Source organism: Aliiglaciecola sp. M165 (genome assembly GCF_007197995.1).
GTDB lineage: Bacteria > Pseudomonadota > Gammaproteobacteria > Enterobacterales > Alteromonadaceae > Aliiglaciecola.
On sequence record NZ_VKKH01000003.1, the window covers coordinates 1 to 21,152 of the forward strand.

The following is a 21,152-nucleotide window of genomic DNA, read 5'->3' on the forward strand; positions in this document are numbered from 1 at the left end:
TCATTTCTCCTTTTTCTACTTGGTCAACAACTGACAATTTAAAAGCGAGCGAATAGTCGCGCTGGGTACGCTTACTTATTGATTGCATTACACTCTCCAATTTAAGGCTGGAAAGTGTCAACGTTATTTAGGACGGGTCAACATCGGATAAAAAAGGGTGCTTTAGCACCCTTTTCATTTTAATTAACCTTTGTATGTAGTCGACATCCATAAAGCCTGAATAACATTAAGATAAATGTCAGCATCAATATTCCAATTGGCATGCTTCCTCCACCTCCTTCTCCGGAATTCGGATTGGTCGGAGTAGGAGCTGTCGCATTATTTCTAACATTTATACTCACCTGTGAACTCGAATCGCTGAAACCATCGTTAACCGTGAGCGAAAACACCATAGTTGCATCTGTAGAAACTTGTGGTGCCGTCAAAGTGATACTTTCGGACGTGCGCCCCGCAAAACTTACTGTGGGACCACTGATTTGCGACCAACTATAGGTCAGCATATCTCCATCAGCATCAGAGCTACTCGATCCGTTCAATATAAATGTAGTACCTTCTGCGATGGAGCTAACTTCAGCTATACTGGAAATAGGAGCTGTATTGACAAACTGCGTAAGCACACCAGGATCTTCTATCTGGGCATTTGTCATGCGATCAGCATCGTTAGGTCCGCCATCTTCAATCAATAAAGCTAAACAACCTGCCCCACTAACTAACCCTTCCTGAAAACCAGTAGGGTAATTAGGGCATACTCCATCATTCGAACGGACTGCAGAATAAATCATATTAGATCCATCAATCACAAAATCCTGCCAACCGTTATCTAGACTAAATTTCCTTAGTACTGAGTTTTCATTGATCCTTTCCGAATCATCTAGTGGGATGACGACCACTGTTGACATAGCCGGTGATACTAGCCCAGATAATATAAAGTTGAATGCCTTTCCGGTGGCTTGATAATGCAAATCTGTTGTTTCTGTATTTAGACCCAATACATTAACCGCATTTTCGATATCATCGGGATCTAGAACTGCGCCTGCAGCTTGCATTCCACTATTTATCCGAACCACATTTCCTAGGGATAAATGCAGACCTGGTGCAGCTTTGATCATTGATTCTGAATTCTCTAATGGAAGTCGACTATGAATAGCATTGTTGTCTAAATAATTAGGAATGCCGTCTTCATCATCATCAAATACCCCTTCCTGAGCATCGGTCAGACCATCACCGTCACTATCAATACTGCCCAATACTGGCAAACTATCAACAACAAGTAACGTTATTGAATTGCTCGTTGCCAGTTGATCAGCAGTATTGTTCTCCGCAATAGTCACTTCCATATTCATTGAGCCAGTTAATGTTTGAGGATCAATTTCCCAACTAAAAGGGTTTCCATCGTCGTTCAAATCGATGAATCCCCCTCGGGAAGATACGTTTGTTAAAGTATGCGTATCATTTGCGTTCACATCACTTACTAACGCCTCAATCGTTACCGTCCCCAAATCTCTCGCGATAAAAGAAACAGGCTTGTCTTGTTGATAGGCCACCAATCTCATTTGAGGAAGAACGTTGCCTTCAACTATGGTGATCAATCCAGAGCGATGTGTCGGAGAAACCGATGCGTTTTCGGCTGAGACCATCTCCACCTGCAAATTGTCTCCAGCGATTAAAGACTGCGACAAATCAATTTGAATCGGCGTAAACGACTCACCATCAAAAGTAGTTTGTCCAATTTGCTCTTGTCCGTTACCGCTCACAGAGTACCAAACACTCAGCGGTAACCTTGCTGGTTTGCCTGTTAACGTAGGTACTAATTGCAAACGGCTTCCCGGCTCGCCAAGCGTTTGGGTAGGTAGCTCGACCTGTGGATGGATCGCGACAGCGATCACTTTGCTGCTTGCATTGTCATATTGGTCTACCGCACTGATTTCCACACTATGCATACCCGTAGGCAACAAGGTGGTTTCATAATCTTCGACCGATACACTAACTTCAACGTTGCCGTCTACCAAATCATATGACACATCAGACAAATAATTAAGCAGATTAGTCAAATCGTTTTCACTGTATATATCAATATCACTGAAGTTATCTAATGTAGGAGGCGTAGTGTCGCTAACTACAACCGTTTGTTCTACGCTACTTTGGTTTCCTACTTGGTCTGTTGCAGTCCAGGTTATGACGTGTTCGCCTATGGATAATGGTCCAGCGTAATCTGACGTAATCGTTAAACTTAATACATTGTTATCAGTTACTGTAGGTGGCGTAAGCTCAACTTCTGTTTCCATACCTGCAGCTTCAATCGAAATTCCTTCAAGGCCTTCAAATACAGGCGCATCATTACTGCCAGTTGAAGAATCCATTGGTGCAATATCTTCACTATCTTCTACACCATCATCATCAGAATCCGCCATAAATGGATGACTTCCATGTAAATATTCAGCAAGGTTATTGAGTCCGTCATCGTCTTCATCGTTAAACGCATCATATGCATCATATTTATTTAAGCCATACTGATCTTCAAAAGAATCCGTCATGCCGTCTTGATCCCAATCAATTACAGACGCACCTTCGACAGACAAGTTGAGGAGGTACGTTGCGCCCGTATCAATGGATTGTTCAGGGAAACGACTTACTTTCAAATAGTAATTTCCTTGTGACAGCGACTGCAGCAACAGAAAAGAATCTAATCCGCTTGTGCTACCTTCCTGTCCATTTAAATTACTTGAGTCATCGTTACTGAATATAAGTTGTTCCTGTTCGTTGTATAACCTGACGTAAGAATCAAAATTTGTGTAATCAATATCAATTATGACGGTTGCGTTGTCTTGAGGAATGGTAAATTGATAATAATCGTGAGTACCATTGCCCGTTCCTAAAATGCTGGCATATGTGATAGATTCTGACGTATTATGGTTATTATCCCCGACATTCTTGGAATATCTGTTGGTCATCAGCATATCGAGATTTTGTGCGCTGGCAAAATCGTCATTTGGCTCTAAATCACTAACCGTTACTATTCCTGCGTAAGTGTTGTATTGAAATTCTTGTAAATTTGAATAACCATCAGCATCTAGGTCAGAATTTCCGTCAGCGACTAATACTTGCAAACCATTTTCTACTTCATAGCCATCGTGCATTTCGTCGCCATCGGTATCCTCCGAAAGTGGATTGCTTTGTAATTCCACTTCAGCGCCGTCCAATAGACCATCACTGTCACTGTCTGATACCAGAGGATCAGTGAAATAGGTTAATAATTCTTCATAGTCATTTAACCCATCAGAGTCCGTGTCAATTAGTGTTGGATTGGTACGGTTGATGAACTCTTCTAGATTAACAAGTCCGTCTCCATCCAAGTCTGTATCACCGTCCACTGAGTTAGTGGGGTCAAGACCATATAACAATTCCCAGGGATCGTGCATTCCATCTTGATCACTGTCTTCGATTCTAAAATAGGCAAGACTTCTAAACTGCCCATCGCTCTGCACGGCAAAGTCTATTTTAGCAGTTTCTTTATTTATCAACACCACATTGCCACTGCCATCGACAGCCCATAAATTTCCGCTTTGATCTACAGCGAGGCCACTTTCAAAACTTAAATAACCCGAATCTATTAAACCGATTAATGTCGTTTCTGCGGTTGCAGTATCGATAATGTATAAGGCTGCATCACCTTCGTTGTTTATCGTATAAAGGTTTTCACCGTCATAAGCTAATGAATAGGTGTTGTACAAAGGGATAGTGCCAATTTCAGAAACAGCACCAGTGGTGATATCAATATCGTATAAGTAACCATTTGAAGCGACTATAGCTGTCGTATTATCGATAATTGCTAATGAGGGCTGATAAACGTAATTATTGATGCTGCCAATTTCTTCATAGGTTGAATTGTTTTGGTCAAATCTAATTAAAGAGCCATTGTTATCGTTCATTCCAAACAGAACTTGGTCTGATGAATAATCTAATCCAGTCAGGCTTAAGGAATAATCGAATGTTTGAATATTTTCTATTTCACCAGATGTTAAATCGAGTTCTACCAATTCATTGTTGTATGTATAGGCAACAGCTAATGGAGCAGTTGGAACACTCGTTCCATCATTGGGCAAGGTGTTGAGTTTGAATTCCAATATGTTCGATATTCCATCACCATCTAAATCAAGAGCTGCATCATCGACAAGCAGATCTAAACCAAATGATACTTCCCAGCCATCATGCATACTGTCGTCATCAGTATCTGCAGAAGCAGGATCACTCATGTAGGTAGAAACTTCTTCACCGTCTGTAAGACCGTCAGAATCAGAATCACTATTGTCTGGATTTGTTCTGTAGGAATACTCCTGATAGTTCAACAGTCCATCACCATCAAGATCCGAGGTTCCGTCACTTGCATCATTAGGATTTAAGCCATAAAGGAGTTCCCAAGCGTCATGCATACCATCTTGATCGACATCTACAACGTTAAACAGTGCCAGGCTGGTTAGTTCAGAATCAGTGCCTACAACATACTCAATAGCTGCAGTTTCTTTGTTGATTAACATCACAAAACCATTGCTATCGGCTGCCCATAAGTTGCCAAATTCATCCACGGTTAAACCTGATTGGTAATTAAAATAATTGGGATCAATATTTCCAATTAATGTAGATGTACCGGTTTCAGTATTAATCAATATCAGTTGAGGTTGGCTGTTGCTATTTATGGCGTATAAATTATCCCCATCAAAAGCCATTGAATCCGTTCCGTATATCCCAAAAAAACCGATTGAGTTTGTTTCAGCGTTTTGTAAATTCACTTCATATAACCAGCCATCAGTAGCCATATAAGCAAAATTTTGATCTTTAATGGCGAATGAGGGGTTGTACATATAAATATTAAAGTTGCCAACATCAGTGTAGGAACTTAAATCGCCGTTAAAGCGAATTAACGAGTTGGAATTGTCATTAAGCCCATACAGAACCTCTAGTTCACTGAAATCTAATCCAGAAGCATCAAGACGATGATTATAGGTTTCGATCAGTGAAGTAGAGCCATCAATTAAATTTACGCTGACTAATTCATCGTTTAAGTTGTAACCAACCGCAACTGGCGCGACTGGAACACTGGCATCATCGTTGGGTAAGGTGTTGAGTTTGAATTCCAATATGTTAGATATTCCATCACCATCTAAATCTGATGAAGCATCCTCAACTAGAAGATCTAACCCATAGGAGACTTCCCATCCATCGTGCATTCCGTCTGCATCACTATCGTTTCTGGCGGGGTCACTCATAAACGTAGAAACTTCTTCACCGTCTGTAAGACCGTCAGAATCAGAATCACAATTGTCTGGATTTGTTCTGTAGGAATACTCCTGATAGTTCAACAGTCCATCACCATCAAGATCCGAGGTTCCGTCACTTGCATCATTAGGATTTAAGCCATAAAGGATTTCCCAAGGATCATGCATACCATCTTGATCGACATCAACAATGTTAAACAATGCGAGGCTGGTTAGTTCCGAATCAGTGCCTACAACATACTCAATAGCTGCAGTTTCTTTGTTGATTAACATCACAAAACCATTGCTATCGGCGGCCCATAAATTACCAAAACCATCTATGGTCAAACCTGATTGGTAATTTAAATAATAGGGGTCAATATCTCCGATTAGTGTTGACGCACCTGTTTCAACATTAATCATAAATAACTGAGGACGACTGTTGCTATTGATCGCGTAAAGGTTAACACCATCAAAGACCAATGAATCAGTCTCATACTCACCAAAGAAACCAATTTCGGTTGTTTCGGCACTTAGTAAATTTACTTCATACAACCATCCATTAGTTGCCATGTAGGCTACATTTTGATCTTTAATGGCAAAAGAAGGCTGATAGGTGTAAACATTCAAATTTCCAACTTCACTATAGGAATTTAAACCATAGTTAAACTGAATTAGACTGTCTGAATTGTCATTGATAGCGTAAAGAACCTCTAGCTCATTGAAATCCAGGCCCGTTGCGTCTAGCTGATAATTATAGGCTTCAAGTAGTGAGGTTGAGCCATCGATTAAATTTACGCTGACTAATTCATCACTATAGTTATAGCCAATTGCTAATGGCAGTTCGGGCTGGCTTGTATTATCTGCAGGCGAAGTTTGCAACTTAAATTCAAGAACATTGGAAAATCCATCATTGTCTAAATCTAAGCTCCCATCATCTAATAAAGGATCTAATGAATAACTAACTTCCCAACCATCACCCATCCCATCGCCATCAGTATCAGCGTTTGTAGGTTGTGTTGAATAGGTATTCACCTCTTCATTGTCTGTTAGACCATCATTATCCGTATCAATAGATGTTGGGTCAGTTCGCAGCATAAACTCCTGAAGATTTGATAGTCCATCACTATCGTTGTCTAATGCCGCATCACTAGGATCAGATGGATCAAGACCGTATTGAATCTCCCAAAAATCATTGATTCCATCCCCATCACTATCAACAGTTACCTCAATCGCCAAAGATTCAAAACCGTTATCAATACTAAATATATTAGAAACAGCAACCGTTACTTTATCGATACTGAAAATCGAACCGTCTTCATCCAAACCCCACAAGTTGCCTGTCTGATCAATTGTCAAGCCAGATTGCTTGGTGAGCGAAACGCCATTAACATCACCGATAAATTCGGCTAGTCCGGTATCAACAGATATTGAATACAATCGTCCTTGACCAACAGCGGACAGTCCAAACAAAGTCGTGCCATCGAAAGCCAAGGAATCTATAGAAAATACGCCTAAATCCCCAATAAGTGTCGCTTCACCAGTTTGCACATCGACGGAATACAAATATCCACTTCCGACCATATACAAATTGCCTTCTAGATCAGGCGTAAGCCCCATCTCATAAACATTCACTCCCAAAGAACCGACAAACTCAGCGACACCGGTTTGAGGATCGATTTTGTACAAATCTGAATTGGAATCTTCTACTGCATATAAATACCCATCGGTATTAAATGCTATGCCTTCAAAATCAAAATTTAGACCTAAATTCCCTATCAACAAGCTGGTTTGCAATGTGATATTAAACTGATAAAGCTCATCTCTGGCATTTATCGAGTAGCCTAAAATGGGTGTAGGGAAAGAAGATGCATCTGTTGGGTTCGTCCCATTTTGATATTCAAGCAAGTTACTCCATGAATCCAAATCTGCATCCAAATCAGCATCATTAATTAATAGGTCCAGAGCAAAACTTACTTCCCACCCATCAGGCATGCCATCTGAATCAGTATCCGCGGAATTAGGGTTGCTTGAGTAAACTGATACTTCATCAGGATCGGTTAACTCATCTTGATCAGAATCTTCCAAACGCGGATTGGTACCTAAGGAGAATTCTTCAAGGTTACTTAACGTGTCGTTGTCATCATCAAGATTAGCGTGGTCTTCTAAAACTGTCGGATCATAACCGTGAGTGATTTCGTATCCATCACCTAATCCATCAGTATCAGAATCGATGAGATTTGGATTGGTCAGATGAACATTAACTTCATCACCATCTGTTAATCCATCTGAATCAGAATCTGCGTTATTAGGTTGCGTCCCGTGAACATTAACCTCGTCACCATCAGTCAAACCATCAGAGTCCGAATCACTATTTTTGGGATCTGTACTGTGAACATTAATCTCATCACCATCATTCAGCCCATCAGAATCCGTATCGGCAATATTTGGATTAGTATCCGCGTTAAATTCTTCTAAATTGCTTAATCCATCGGAGTCTAAATCAAGTGCTGCATCGCCAGGGTCGTTGGGATCCAGCCCATTGCTAGTTTCCCAAAAATCAGACATACCATCACTGTCTGCATCTACAAGTGCAGCATCTAATGAAATGTGTAACGTATAATTCGCGTTATTTTGAATAGGCGATCGGTAATATTGCGATACTCTCAGTACATAGGTGCCAACTTGAGAAAATTCATAAGTAAAGAAGCTATCCAAGCCACTTTCGCTACCCTGTTCGCCGCTAGATATTGATGCATCGTCTGAATAAATCAGCTCAACACCATTGGGATCAAAAAGAATCAGATCAGAGTCCATTGAACCGGCAGTACCTGAAGTGTATCCATAATCGATGTCAAATATTGCCCTAGAAGGCGCAGACGTCACGGTGAACTCAAAAAAATCATAGCTGCCGTCACCTTCACCCAATATGGTAACGTGTGGAATGGATTCGGAAGTATTCGAAGTTTCATCACCGATATCTATCGAATAATTTAGGGTGAAAAACCCGTCGATGGTTTGTGCTGTATCGAATGAATCATTAGGTTCGGTATCCAATACTTCTGGTGAAAATGGATTTGTACCATCGATGTATTCTTGTAAATTGTTTCTGCCGTCTAAATCAGGATCAAGGTTTGCGTCATCAACAACTGGGTCAAGACCAGCGCCCACTTCAAACCCATCTGGCATTTGATCGCTATCCGAATCCGCATTGTTGGGATCTGTGCTATGGCTATTAATTTCGTCAAAATCAATCAGTCCGTCGGAATCACTATCAGCCAAATTTGGATTGGTAAAATACGTATTAACCTCTTCAAAATCAGTTAATCCATCGGCATCCGAATCATTGGATAACGGGTTTGTATTAGCCTGATATTCTTGTAAATTATTTAGACCATCACTGTCGCTATCAAGGGTTTCTTCACCGATACTTTGCAGCGGCTCAAATCCATATAATACTTCGAATCCATCACCCAATCCGTCACTGTCAGAATCACTAGAATTGGGGTCGGTAAGATAATCAACTATTTCCTGTCCATCGTTCAGTCCATCATCATCAGAATCCAATAACAAAGGATTGGTAGAATGAGTGTTTATTTCATCTCCGTCAGATAACCCGTCTTGATCAGTATCGTCATTAATGGGATTTGTGGCGTATAGATTGACTTCGTCTCCGTCATTCAAACCATCATTGTCCGAATCCGGCGAATTAGGAAGTGTTCTGTTATCGTATTCTTGTAGATTGTTTAAACCATCATTGTCATTATCCAACAATGCATCTGATGCATCATTTTCATCTAAACCGTACTGAATCTCCCAAAAGTCTGGGATGCCATCAGCATCAGTGTCCGCGCCGATGAGATCGAGTTTCGCTTGATCGCCGGTTAGTGTCAGTCCATTTAAAGAAGCCAGTGGCTCAGCATCTTCATACAATTTGGTAATCAATTGAGTCATGCTCAACTGAGCTTGATCTGCTTTTATTAGTGCCAAGACTCCTGCAACATGAGGAGATGCCATTGATGTACCGCTTAATGAACCGTATGTATTTCCTGGTAGCGTACTGTAAACGTCAACACCTGCAGCACCAATGTCTACTGAGGTTGCCCCATAATTACTGAAATTGGCCAGATTACCACTTCTGTCAATTGCGGCGACTGAAACTATGTTGTCTCCTTCATAACTCGCTGGATAAGAGGGTGAAATGTCGTTGTTATTACTGCTATTACCCGCTGCCGCCACAAATATAATGTCAGCATCGTTTTGCAGTGCGATAGCTGTTTCGAGCGCGGTAGAAAAGCCCCCTCCTCCCCAAGAGTTATTGGACAGCACAATATCTACATTATGATTCGTTTTTAAATCATGAAGATAATCAAGGCATTCCACGGCATCACTGAGTGAACCTGAACCACCTGAATTCAAAAACTTACAAGCTATAATACTAATATCCCAATTTACACCCACAACACCATCAGCATTGTTCCCTCTTGCACCAATAGTTCCTGCTACATGTGTACCGTGATAGTGGTCATCCATTGGGTCAGTATCATCATTGACCGTATCAATTCCGTATATATCATCAATATATCCATTGCTATCGTCGTCGATACCGTTACCCGCTACTTCATTAGGGTTAACCCACATATTGTCAACCAGATCGGGATGGGTGTAATCAACACCAGTATCAATCACAGCGACAATTACATTACTGCTCCCCGTTGAACGCTCCCACGCTTCTGGTGCGTTAACGTCGACATCAGCAAGACCGCCATTTTGGCCAGTATTATTTAGCCCCCACAAAGACGTAAAATCCGGGTCATCGGGAATAATTTGGGTGTAATAAATAATATTAGGTTCCGCGACGCGGATTTCACGATGCTGGAGCAATTTTTGCTGTACTGAGATTACGTCAGTCCCCTCCGGCAAGGAGACCAAATAAACGCCTGCGGACTTGGATACTTGTGAAGTTAGTTCGTAACCATATTCACTAACTATTTCTTCTGCCTCTTGAAACGTGAAAGCAGAGGAGAACATAACCAGTATTTCATCAGGCACGTACTCGTCGCGACTCTGTTTTGCAGCAGCATCGGTATTTGAAAGTGGATTATCTGTTGAGACTTGCGAAGATGGGATTTTCGCTAGAATTTCATTGGTAGAACTATCCGGCTCAACAACAGAAATTTCAGCTAAAAATGGCTTTTTCGGAAGATCCGGCGAAAAATGAATGTATAAACCAGCGAGAACTAAACTTAATACACCTATGCTTACCGCGATCCGCGACATCCTTTTCATTTTACTGCTCCAACATACAACTAATAGACTACTGTTATTACCTTGCAATTTAGTATAAATGTATGCGGATCGCAACACATTCCCAAACGATCGGTTGTCGTTCTTTTGAGCTAATAATTTTTAGTTGAACAATAGAGCGTGTTTACCTTTGCTGTATAATTTTGCAGGCTGAGGATAGCCGATATTGTCTTTTAACCGCATTTTCGATGTATTCTATTGAACAGTGCATAAAAATTATCGGTCGTTGCAGAGGCCAATTGTTCAACGCTAATACCCTTTAAGTCGGCAATAAACTCAGCCACTTCAACAACATAGCCAGGTTGATTTTGTTTTCCTCGATAAGGAACAGGAGCAAGCCAAGGTGAATCCGTTTCAATTAGCAGTCGATCAAGAGGTAATTGCCTAACCACCTCTTGTAACTCTGTTGCTGTTTTAAATGTGACAATCCCAGAAATGGAAATATAAAAACCTAATTTTATTGCAGCTTGAGCCATTTCTAAAGACTCAGTAAAACAGTGTAAAACACCATTAGTACTGGCCGATTTATAGCGTGTTAATAAATCGATAGTATCTTTTCTTGCATCTCTAGTGTGAATAATGAGGGGTTTTTGCAACACATTAGCCACTTTAATGTGATCAATAAAAGATGTTCTTTGAACATCCTTTGTGTCTTTGCTGTAAAAGTAATCTAAACCTGTTTCACCAATGGCAACCACATTGTCAGCAGAAGCAAAATTCAGCAGTTCCTCATAGGTGCTTGCTTCGTCTTGATGTAACGGATGAACACCGCAGGAGATAGAAACATTTTCATAAAGGCTAACTGCCTCTTGCATAGCTTGAAAGTCGTTAACTGACACACAAACACATAAAAAATGCTCAACTTTTCGTCTCATTGCAAACTGTAGAATGTCTGACAACTGATCTGGGGTTTTGTCTAAGCGATCAAGGTGACAGTGTGAATCTACAAACATAGGGTACTCTTTTTTCTCATTTTAAAACTTAATTTAAGTCAACAACGTGGTTGAGGACGGCGCATAACACTAAAATTCGATTCACGCCTGGGTTTTGCAGTGTTTGATAATATTCTAAAAGCCGATGATGGAAATCCCATACCTTTTGATTATCTTGCAATTTAGACTTAATTTTGTCTGCCACCCAATATTGCATCCAAAGTACAACTTGTGGCGCTTCATCTTGCCACTGCTCAGCGAGCTGTAATGCAGAATTGTGTTTATGTTGCAAAGAATCAAGATTTTCTAGAAATGAAGCGTAGGTTAACCCTTCTCGCTTAGCGAGGTGTTCACGCAAGGTCAGTGGCGAGTTTTGGTACAGTTTTAGTAATTTAGGTTCTATGCTGTCTATTCCCTGCGCCTTCAACCAAGCAATACAATCATCGCTTTTTGAACAGCTCAAGGTGACTTTTTCGCAACGACTCCTAATGGTGGGCAACAGGGCTTCACTTTTTGAACTAATCAATAGCAGATACGTATTGTCAGTAGGCTCTTCTAAGGTTTTTAACAGTGCATTGGCGGCTGAGTCGGTCATACTGTCGGCCGCTTCCATAATCAATACTTTATTCCCAGACAGCTGTGAAGTCGTGCTCAGTTTAGTGATTGCATCGCGCACTAAATCAACACCCACCTGCTTGTCAGTTTCTAGTCGATAAAGATCAGGATGTGATTGCGCTTCATAGAGCTTGCAAGATTGGCATTGACCACATGCATGGTTTTCGTCCGACTTGCAGAGTATTGACTTAGCCAAATGAACACAAAAATCACTTTTCCCTACCCCATCGACACCTTGAATTAGCAGGCCGTGGTGCAATGAGTGTTTCTTTACTCTTGAAATAAGCTGCTCATAGGTATCACTAAGCCAAGGGTACATGATTAGGCCTCAACAAAGCTGCGCAATGACTTGATAATATCGTCGTGTACAGCATCTATATTTTGCATTGAATTAATCACTACAATATTTTCATCTTTTTTTGCTAATGACAAATAACGAGTTCTGGTGCGTTCAAAAAAACTGATATCCTCTTGTTCAATTCTATCAAGTTCACCGCGACCACGAGCCCGTTCAAGTCCTATTTTTGGCTCCACATCCATATACAGAGTAAAATCCGGTTTAAAGCCATTAAGCGCGATTTGACTCAAAGCCTGCATTTTTTCTATGGCAATTTGTCTACCACCGCCTTGATACGCTTGTGAAGATAAATCGTGTCTGTCGCCAATCACCCACTTACCTTTTACAAGGTTAGGTTTAATGACATTTTCTAAAAGCTGAACCCTCGCAGCATACATCAATAATAACTCTGCTTCTTGAGTGACAGTCTCTACCCAATCCTGCTTGACACAATCTCGGATACATTCAGCCATTGGGGTTCCACCTGGCTCACGGGTACATACCACCTGTTTACCAAGTGATTCTAAAACCTGCTTGACTGTGGAAATTGCGCTGCTTTTACCCGCTCCCTCAAGTCCTTCAATTACTATAAATTTACCCTTATTCGTCACGGGATCTTATTACCTATTTTTTTAATTGATACTTTCTAACGGCTAGATTGTGTTCTTTTAATGTTGTCGAAAATTTGTGCGTACCATCACCCTTGGAAACAAAATAGTATTCATCGGTTTCTAAAGGATTCATAGCTGCATCGATACTTTGTTTTCCAGGCATAGCAATTGGTGTAGGTGGCAATCCCTTAATCACATAGGTGTTGTAAGGAGTTGCTTGCCGTAGATCTTGGCGGCGAATATTACCATCAAAGCTGTCCCCCATTCCATAAATTACCGTAGGATCGGTTTGTAAACGCATATTGTCTCTTAATCTATTAATAAATACGCCGGAAATTCTTGGTCTTTCATGGGCAACCCCGGTCTCTTTTTCGATAATAGAAGCCATAATTAACGCTTCGTAAGGAGTTTCATAAGGCAGAACCAAAGCTCGGTTAGTCCATGCTTGTTGGAGATATTCTGTCATGGCGACATAGGCGCGTTTAACAATATCTTCTGTTCGTGTTCCTGCAGTAAATTGGTAGGTATCAGGCAGTAACCAGCCTTCTAGTGATCCACCTTGAATATCAGGATCTAACCAATTTACCCATTGTTGTTCGTTTTTATCTGAGGCTTGGATATTTGGATGATTGTTTAGCTGCGTTAACCATTGAGACCATTTTAGTCCTTCGATTAAACTGATTTGATAAGTTTTTTCATTACCATTAACCAAATCGTTGAAAAAATCTCTGGCGGACATTCCCAGTTTTATTTCATAGGTGCCCGCTTTTATCCGAGCATACTCAGGTTCGATTTTCAGCGCAGCTTTAATTAGTAAAGGGTCAGATAAAAGGGCCTGCTCTGCCATACGATTTATCACAAAATGCGCATACTGGCCTTTTTCAACAACAACCAGCTTACTGCCTACAATATTGAGGGGCTGATTGAACGCAGAATTAATTTGATAAAAGAGAGTCGTTATGGATATAAGTAACAGCAACAGTAACGCCAGAACTATTTTTATGATTCTAGGCATTGATCGAAACCTCATTTTGATTGTCCTTAAACCAATCAATAAATATATGGCTAGAACTAAAAGCGAGTCTGTTGTCTGCCGATAGCTGGATCGTCGAAATAGGAATAAGTTTCATCAAGCTATTGCATACGAATGCCGAATCAAAATGCATTAACTGCGAAAAAGGAATTGGCTTTTCGTGCACGACTACATTGTTTTTATTCATTATTTTAATTATATGGTTACGCATAACCCCTTCTATCCCGCATTCCGATAACTCAGGTGTGACCCACTGCCCCTGATGACCAAAGAATACATTGGCGGCAGTAGTTTCTATTACATTCCCACTGGAATCGCATACCAACAAATCATCAAACTGAGTCTTTTCCAACTCAATCTTTGCCAAAACCTGCTCAAGACGATTAACATGTTTAATTCCGGCGAGCATCGGCTGTGCAGCTAAACAAACATTGCAAAGCCCTAAAGTTATTCCGTTAACTTGCTTTTTAGCATAGTCACTTGGAAAAGCAGAAATCGACACATAACAGTTGGCACTAGAGACCTGCTTAGTCCCATAACCTCTGCCTCCGGTACCCCGTGAAAGCAAAACCTTGATCACATTGTTAGTCAATACCTCTGCTTTTTGCTCGATAGCCGAGCGCAGCGAATGCCAATCTGAAAAATCAATCTGTAACCTCTCACAAGCTGTTTGTAACCGATTAATATGTTGATCGAGGAGTTCAGCGCGCCCTTTTACAACCGCAATAGTGGTAAAACAGCCATCGCCATAGTTAGCGATTCTCTCATTAATAGGTAGCATTGTCTGGTCGTCGACCATTTTGATCATAAAAAATCCATAAAAAAGCCCAGATATCTGGGCTTAATCTAAAACGTATATTGAAGGTTGGCAACGACTAGAGCGTTAGTCTGGCAATTTTTTAAAAAGCAACGAGCCATTTGTTCCACCGAATCCAAAGGAATTACACAGTGCATGGTCCATTTCAATGGATTTTGCTTTATGTGCAACAAAATCTAAATCACATCCTTCACCAGGGTTATCCAAATTAATCGTGGGTGGAGCAATTTGGTCTCTCAGCGCAAGAATCGTGAAAATCGCTTCAACGGAACCCGCCGCACCCAACAAGTGACCAATCATCGATTTAGTAGAACTAACTAACAACTTGTTTGCGTGATCACCAAATATTGATCTAACTGCAGCAACTTCTGCCACATCGCCAGCGGGTGTTGATGTGCCATGTGCATTAACATAACCAATTTGTGAAGGGTCAACACCGGCATCTTTAATGGCGTTATCCATTGCAGCCGCAGCACCTTCACCATTAGCCGGCGGAGAAGTCATGTGGTACGCGTCACCGCTCATGCCAAAACCGACTAATTCAGCATATATTTTAGCACCACGGGATTTTGCATGCTCATATTCTTCCAACACCACGACACCAGCGCCCTCGCCCATAACAAACCCATCTCGGTCTTTATCCCATGGCCGACTCGCTCTTTGCGGTTCTTCATTGCGGGTTGATAGTGCTCTGGCTGCTGCAAATCCGCCTAATCCGAGTGCACAAATAGAAGACTCAGCTCCGCCAGCCACCATAGCATCGGCATCACCATACGCAATAGTACGCGCAGCTACACCAATATTATGAACACCAGTTGTGCAAGCCGTCACTATATTAAGGTTGGGGCCTTTTAATCCTTCGTAGATTGAAAGAAAACCAGAAATCATATTGGTGATAGTCGCTGGAACAAAAAATGGCGTGAGCTTTCTCGGTCCACCATTCAACATTTTTTTATGATTTTCTTCAATTAACCCTAGCCCACCAATACCGGAGCCTATGGCTACTCCAACACGATTGGCGTTTGATTCATTGACTTCTAATTGAGAGTCGGCGATTGCCTGCTTCCCTGCTGCAATTCCAAGCTGTATGAAACGGTCCATTTTTTTCGTTTCTTTTTTTGGAATGTAGCTTTCCACATCAAAATCTGGAATTTCGCCTGCAAAATGAGTTGTGAATTCACTCGGGTCAAAGGCTGTTATTGGTGCAATACCACTTTTGCCAGCTTTAATGCCGGCCCACGTACTGTTGGTATCAGTACCCAATGGGGTAAGCATGCCAAGACCTGTAACTACAACGCGACGTTTTGACACATTGGCCTCCGCATAAAGAGATTATTGTAGGTATAAATTGAAAACGGCTCAGAAAGAGCCGTTTTTTGGAATGTCTTACGCGTCTTTGTTAGCGTTAACGTAATCAATAGCCGACTGCACAGTAGTGATTTTTTCAGCTTCTTCATCAGGAATTTCCGTGTCGAATTCCTCTTCTAAAGCCATAACAAGTTCAACGGTGTCTAACGAGTCTGCACCCAAATCATCTACAAATGAGGCTTCAGCTTTTACTTCTTCTTCTTTAACGCCTAATTGCTCGACGATGATTTTTTTAACGCGTTCTTCGATGTTACTCATGATTCTAGTTTTCCCTATAAAGTCGCTAGAGTTTAAATTTCCGGTAGTTTATTCAGCTAGTCAATGCCTTGCAAGCAAGACAACCAACTTTTTACCTGGTCAAACCACCGAACTAAATTAGTCTAATAAACAAAAATTTAACAATCAAGTACTAATAACCGATTGTTATGCATACTTTTTAACCCATGTGCATGCCACCATTCACATGAATGGTTTCACCTGTAATGTAGGCAGCACTATCGCTCACTAAAAAGCTTACTGTGGCTGCAATCTCTTCTGGTTGTCCTAACCTATTAGCCGGTATGTCTTTAAAGATAGCTTCTTTTTGATCATCAGTTAAAGATTTCGTCATATCAGTGTCAATAAATCCAGGCGCGACAACATTAACTGTGATCCCACGAGAAGCCACCTCTCGTGCTGTTGATTTACTAAAACCAATAACCCCAGCCTTAGCTGCAGCGTAATTCGCCTGGCCTGGGTTGCCGGTGGTGCCAACAACTGAGCCAATGTTTACAATGCGTCCAAAACGCTTTTTCATCATACCGCGCAAAACTGCTTTAGTGAGTTTAAAAATTGGCGTTAAATTTGTATTGAGAATATCTTGCCATTCATCGTCTTTCATTCTCATCAATAAATTGTCGCGAGTTATCCCCGCATTATTGATCAATATTTCTATGTCACCATGCTGCGCTTTAATATCGGCTAGCACTTTATCTAGTGAGGCTTGATCAGAAACGTTCAGGACCATACCAGTGCCATTATATTTGCCCAGGTACTCGCTGATTGCTGCAGCGCCACTTTCTGAAGTCGCTGTTCCTATAACAGTGGCCCCTTGTCCTGCTAGCGATTCTGCAATGGCTCGACCTATCCCTCGGCTAGCACCGGTAACTAAGGCAATTTTTCCACTTAAGTCACTCATTTGATTTTCCTTAATTTACACTGTTCGACACTGAATCTGGCGTATTTACCGACTCGGAGGATAAGGTTTTATCTATTCGTTTAACAAGTCCTGAAAGTACTTTCCCAGGTCCTATTTCAGCTATATGCTCCACTCCATTATCTCGCAAAAATTCAACGGTCTGTGTCCATCGCACCGGACGATACAATTGGCGTGTTAAAGCATCTTTAATGTCTACCGAGTCAGTTTTGACTTCCACATCAACATTATTAACAACCGAACACTCTGGGGTTGCAAAATCAACATTTTCCAGCATAGAGGCTAGTTTCTCTGCAGCAGGTTTCATTAAGTCACAATGTGATGGTACGCTAACCGACAACGGCAAAGCGCGTTTAGCCCCGGCCTCTTTGCACAGCAGGGCTGCAGATTCAGCCGCTTCTTTACTACCAGCGATAACCACCTGTCCAGGTGAATTGAAATTAACGGCTGCAACAACTTGAGCTGTTGATTCTTGAGCTTTAGCACAAGCTTCGAGAATCGCTGCATCATTCAACCCGATAATGGCGTACATTGCGCCCTCTCCTTCTGGCACGGCCTCTTGCATAAATTGTCCACGAGCCTGCACAAGTTTAACGGCATCAGTTAAGGTTAAAACACCCGAACAAACCAATGCTGAGTATTCGCCCAAACTATGACCTGCCATAAATTCTGGACGCGTGGCTCCCAGTGATATCAGCAGTCGATATATCGCAACACTCGCTGTCAATAATGCAGGTTGAGTAAATTGAGTCTGATTTAATCGATTTTCCGGGTCACTTTGTACCAATTCCCATAGATCGTAACCGAGGGCGTCTGACGCTTCTGAAAACGTCTGTTGTATCTGAGGATATTGCTCTGCTAGATCGGCGAGCATCCCAACGGATTGTGAACCTTGTCCTGGGAACACAAAAGCTGTTTTAGACATACACATAAACCTTTATGTAAAAAATTAATATTTCACTAATGCCGAAGCCCAGGCAAAACCGCCTCCAAAGGCCTCCAACAATAAATTTTGACCGCGTTTAATTCTGCCATCTCTGATTGCTGTATCCAGCGCTGTGGGGACAGTCGCAGCTGAAGTATTGCCATAATTTTCTAAGGTGAGCACCACTTGATCCAATGACATATCAAGTTTCTTGGCTGTGGCTTTGATAATTCTAAAATTGGCCTGATGTGGCACCAACCAATCCAAATCGGATTTTTTCATATTATTCGCAGCAAGCGTTTGTTCTACTATTTCACTGAGTTTTGTTACCGCAACCTTAAAAACTTCGTTGCCCTTCATCGAGCCCCAGTTTTCGTGCACCGACAACTCATTTCCGCGTTCTACATTGCCAACCTGAAGCAAATCACCGTACGATCCTGCTGCATTAATATGGGTGGAAAGAATTCCGGGCTCTTCGCTGGCTTCAATGATTGTTGCCCCAGCAGCGTCTCCGAACAAAATCACCATAGAGCGATCGGCAGGGTCGATTAAACGTGACAAACAATCTGTGCCTATAACAAGGATCCGTTTTACCATTCCTGATTTGATGTACTGATCAGCAACGCTCAAAGCATAACAGTAGCCCGCGCAGGCAGCTGCAACGTCAAAAGCAGGTATGCCATCAATATCCAAAGATTTTTGGATTTCACAGGCAGTGCTAGGCAAAGCATATCGACCACTTGTTGTGGCACACACAATCATATCAATCGTATTTTTATCGATGCCGGCAGCTTCAATAGCTTTTAAACTTGCTTCATAACCCATCGTTGCCGCCGTTTCATCATCACCAATGATACGACGCTCTTTAATCCCGGTTCTATCAGTGATCCATTCGTCTGTAGTGTCTACCATTAACTCAAGATCTGCATTGGAACGGACGTCATTTGGGTAGTAACTTCCGGTGCCGATTATTTTTGAATACATTTTTTAGGAACGCTCCATTAATACGGATTCGATTTTATCTTTTATTTTTTTAGGAACCTGCCTTTGGACTTCTTGCGACGCTGTTTTTATGGCGTACAAAAAGGCATCTACTGATGCATTTCCATGGCTCTTAACTACAATTCCGCGCAATCCTATCAGACTCGCGCCATTGTACTGGTCGGGGTTCACTCTCAGATAAACTTTTCGTAATAATGGAAGGGCTATTTTGGCCAGCAATTTAGTGAATAAATTTTGATTTGAAACTCTTTTAGCTTCGTCAATAACAAGCTTTGCCAATCCTTCGCAGGCTTTCAAGGCGACATTTCCGACAAAACCATCAGTGACAACGACATCCGCGGCATCAGTGAATAAATCATTGCCCTCGACAAACCCGGTGTAATTGATCCCCGGTGCATCTTGCAGCAATTGCGCTGTAAACTTCACCTGATCATTTCCTTTGATTTGTTCTTCGCCGACATTTAGTAACGCAACTCGCGGATTATGGATTCCCGCAACTTGTTCGGCCAACACGGAGCCCATCACAGCATATTGAAATAAGGTTTCTGAATCACAATTGACGTTTGCACCCAAATCCAACAAAAACAATTTATGATGACCGTCTGTCGGCAACGTAGAAACTAAAGCTGGCCGATCGATGCCTGGGAGAGTTTTTAAAACATAATAGGCCATCGCTAACAATGCCCCAGTATTGCCTGCACTCACGCAAGCATCGGCATCACCACATTCAACTCTTTCCAGTGCTCTGCGCATCGATGAGTCTTTTTTGTTACGAAGTGCTGAAGTAGGGCGTTCGTCCATAGAAACGTGCTCGGATGTATGTTGAATTTCCACACGTTCACGAATATCTTCAGGTAGCGGATTGATAACATCACTAATGATGCGCTCATCACCACACAATATTAAGTGTAAATTGGAATTATGTTGCAGTGCCTTGACGGCAGCAGGAAGGGTTACATGGGGGCCGTTGTCGCCCCCCATAATATCTAACGCAATGGTTAGACGGCTAGAAATCATTGCTAATTAATCAGCGATGACTTTTTTGCCTTTGTAGTAACCGTCAGCAGTCACGTGATGACGTAAATGCGTCTCACCTGATGTTGAATCTACAGACAAAGTCGCTCCGCCTAGCGCATCATGTGAACGACGCGTGCCACGCTTTGCACGAGATTTTTTGCTCTTCTGTACAGCCATTACTTACTCCTAGTCTCGCTTAAGTTCTTTCAAAACCGCGAAAGGGTTTGGACGTTCATCGGCCGGTTCAATCTTACCGTAGCTCATCTGGTCTTGCTTAATATTGCAATCCTCCTCTGCATGAAGGGCCACAATCGGCAAAGCCAGAATCAACTCGTCCTCGAGTAACTCGAGAAGATTGATTTCTCCATGGTCATTGACCTCTACCGGTTCGTAAACTTCCGGCAATTCATCGATATCTTCTTGCGATTGCCCTTTTACAGGACTATAGCAAAATGATACTTGAATTGAGTGAACAAACTGCTCACCACATCTCTCACAGATAAGCTCTACTGTTGTTGCCAGATTTCCGTGAAAGAAATTCAGACCCTGCGCGTCTTTATCAAATTTCACTTCAGATTCAATCGTGCCAGCAACACTAGCCACTGCTTCAGTTAAACGAGCCATATCGGAAGACATCATTACACCCTGATAATCAGAGCGTTTTGTTGCACTTTTGACGGGATCGATTAGCTTAGGCAATTTCACTTTCTGCATAGGGCGCGCATAATATAGATTGTCTGC

The 21,152-nt window shown here is 41.7% G+C and carries 14 protein-coding genes; all 14 read right to left on the reverse strand.

Annotated features, from left to right (window positions below; genetic code table 11):
* Positions 1 to 179: 179 nt before the first annotated feature.
* The 14 genes from FM019_RS05700 to yceD all read right to left on the reverse strand — a co-directional run bounded on the left by FM019_RS05700 (position 180) and on the right by yceD (position 21,125).
* Positions 180 to 10,541 carry a S8 family serine peptidase gene (locus FM019_RS05700; protein WP_143834969.1) on the reverse strand — a complete coding sequence of 3,454 codons (10,362 nt, stop codon included), beginning with the start codon at positions 10,539 to 10,541 and terminating at the stop codon, positions 180 to 182.
* A 191-nt stretch (positions 10,542 to 10,732) separates the two neighbouring features.
* Positions 10,733 to 11,512: a TatD family hydrolase gene (locus FM019_RS05705; protein WP_143834970.1), complete on the reverse strand. Its 780-nt coding sequence runs from the start codon at positions 11,510 to 11,512 to the stop codon at positions 10,733 to 10,735.
* A 28-nt stretch (positions 11,513 to 11,540) separates the two neighbouring features.
* Positions 11,541 to 12,425 carry a DNA polymerase III subunit delta' gene (gene holB / locus FM019_RS05710; protein WP_143834971.1) on the reverse strand — a complete coding sequence of 295 codons (885 nt, stop codon included), beginning with the start codon at positions 12,423 to 12,425 and terminating at the stop codon, positions 11,541 to 11,543.
* 2 nt (positions 12,426 to 12,427) lie between these two features.
* Positions 12,428 to 13,054, reverse strand: coding sequence for a dTMP kinase (gene tmk, locus FM019_RS05715; RefSeq protein WP_143834972.1), 627 nt, complete (start codon positions 13,052 to 13,054; stop codon positions 12,428 to 12,430).
* A gap of 13 nt (positions 13,055 to 13,067) precedes the next feature.
* On the reverse strand, positions 13,068 to 14,069 hold the full coding sequence (mltG, locus tag FM019_RS05720) for an endolytic transglycosylase MltG (RefSeq protein ID WP_143834973.1): 1,002 nt from the start codon (positions 14,067 to 14,069) through the stop codon (positions 13,068 to 13,070).
* Positions 14,062 to 14,895: an aminodeoxychorismate lyase gene (pabC, locus tag FM019_RS05725; RefSeq protein ID WP_143834974.1), complete on the reverse strand. Its 834-nt coding sequence runs from the start codon at positions 14,893 to 14,895 to the stop codon at positions 14,062 to 14,064. Before pabC ends, mltG begins: the two co-directional genes overlap by 8 nt.
* A gap of 75 nt (positions 14,896 to 14,970) precedes the next feature.
* On the reverse strand, positions 14,971 to 16,215 hold the full coding sequence (gene fabF / locus FM019_RS05730) for a beta-ketoacyl-ACP synthase II (RefSeq protein WP_143834975.1): 1,245 nt from the start codon (positions 16,213 to 16,215) through the stop codon (positions 14,971 to 14,973).
* 75 nt (positions 16,216 to 16,290) lie between these two features.
* Complete coding sequence (acpP, locus tag FM019_RS05735) at positions 16,291 to 16,530, reverse strand: acyl carrier protein (RefSeq protein ID WP_008844663.1); 240 nt, start codon at positions 16,528 to 16,530, stop codon at positions 16,291 to 16,293.
* Between the two features lie 178 nt (positions 16,531 to 16,708).
* Positions 16,709 to 17,449: a 3-oxoacyl-ACP reductase FabG gene (fabG, locus tag FM019_RS05740; RefSeq protein ID WP_143834976.1), complete on the reverse strand. Its 741-nt coding sequence runs from the start codon at positions 17,447 to 17,449 to the stop codon at positions 16,709 to 16,711.
* Positions 17,450 to 17,459: 10 nt separating this feature from the next.
* The gene (fabD, locus tag FM019_RS05745; protein WP_143834977.1) at positions 17,460 to 18,392 is read right to left on the reverse strand and encodes an ACP S-malonyltransferase; all 933 of its coding nucleotides are present in this window, start codon (positions 18,390 to 18,392) and stop codon (positions 17,460 to 17,462) included.
* Between the two features lie 24 nt (positions 18,393 to 18,416).
* On the reverse strand, positions 18,417 to 19,376 hold the full coding sequence (locus FM019_RS05750; RefSeq protein ID WP_143834978.1) for a beta-ketoacyl-ACP synthase III: 960 nt from the start codon (positions 19,374 to 19,376) through the stop codon (positions 18,417 to 18,419).
* 3 nt (positions 19,377 to 19,379) lie between these two features.
* A complete protein-coding gene (gene plsX, locus FM019_RS05755; protein ID WP_143834979.1) occupies positions 19,380 to 20,411 on the reverse strand; it encodes a phosphate acyltransferase PlsX in 1,032 nt (343 codons plus the stop codon).
* 6 nt (positions 20,412 to 20,417) lie between these two features.
* On the reverse strand, positions 20,418 to 20,588 hold the full coding sequence (gene rpmF, locus FM019_RS05760) for a 50S ribosomal protein L32 (protein ID WP_143834980.1): 171 nt from the start codon (positions 20,586 to 20,588) through the stop codon (positions 20,418 to 20,420).
* A 9-nt stretch (positions 20,589 to 20,597) separates the two neighbouring features.
* A complete protein-coding gene (gene yceD, locus FM019_RS05765; protein ID WP_143834981.1) occupies positions 20,598 to 21,125 on the reverse strand; it encodes a 23S rRNA accumulation protein YceD in 528 nt (175 codons plus the stop codon).
* Between the last annotated feature and the right edge of the window lie 27 nt (positions 21,126 to 21,152).

Bases quoted from the DNA above. Each gene is read 5' to 3' on its own strand.
- yceD (WP_143834981.1), bottom strand. From the start codon at position 21,125: ATGCAGAAAGTGAAATTGCCTAAGCTAATCGATCCCGTCAAAAGTGCA.
- FM019_RS05750 (WP_143834978.1), bottom strand. From the start codon at position 19,376: ATGTATTCAAAAATAATCGGCACCGGAAGTTACTACCCAAATGACGTC.
- plsX (WP_143834979.1), bottom strand. From the start codon at position 20,411: ATGATTTCTAGCCGTCTAACCATTGCGTTAGATATTATGGGGGGCGAC.
- holB (WP_143834971.1), bottom strand. From the start codon at position 12,425: ATGTACCCTTGGCTTAGTGATACCTATGAGCAGCTTATTTCAAGAGTA.
- fabD (WP_143834977.1), bottom strand. From the start codon at position 18,392: ATGTCTAAAACAGCTTTTGTGTTCCCAGGACAAGGTTCACAATCCGTT.
- pabC (WP_143834974.1), bottom strand. From the start codon at position 14,895: ATGATCAAAATGGTCGACGACCAGACAATGCTACCTATTAATGAGAGA.
- rpmF (WP_143834980.1), bottom strand. From the start codon at position 20,588: ATGGCTGTACAGAAGAGCAAAAAATCTCGTGCAAAGCGTGGCACGCGT.
- acpP (WP_008844663.1), bottom strand. From the start codon at position 16,530: ATGAGTAACATCGAAGAACGCGTTAAAAAAATCATCGTCGAGCAATTA.
- fabG (WP_143834976.1), bottom strand. From the start codon at position 17,449: ATGAGTGACTTAAGTGGAAAAATTGCCTTAGTTACCGGTGCTAGCCGA.
- FM019_RS05705 (WP_143834970.1), bottom strand. From the start codon at position 11,512: ATGTTTGTAGATTCACACTGTCACCTTGATCGCTTAGACAAAACCCCA.
- FM019_RS05700 (WP_143834969.1), bottom strand. From the start codon at position 10,541: ATGAAAAGGATGTCGCGGATCGCGGTAAGCATAGGTGTATTAAGTTTA.
- mltG (WP_143834973.1), bottom strand. From the start codon at position 14,069: ATGCCTAGAATCATAAAAATAGTTCTGGCGTTACTGTTGCTGTTACTT.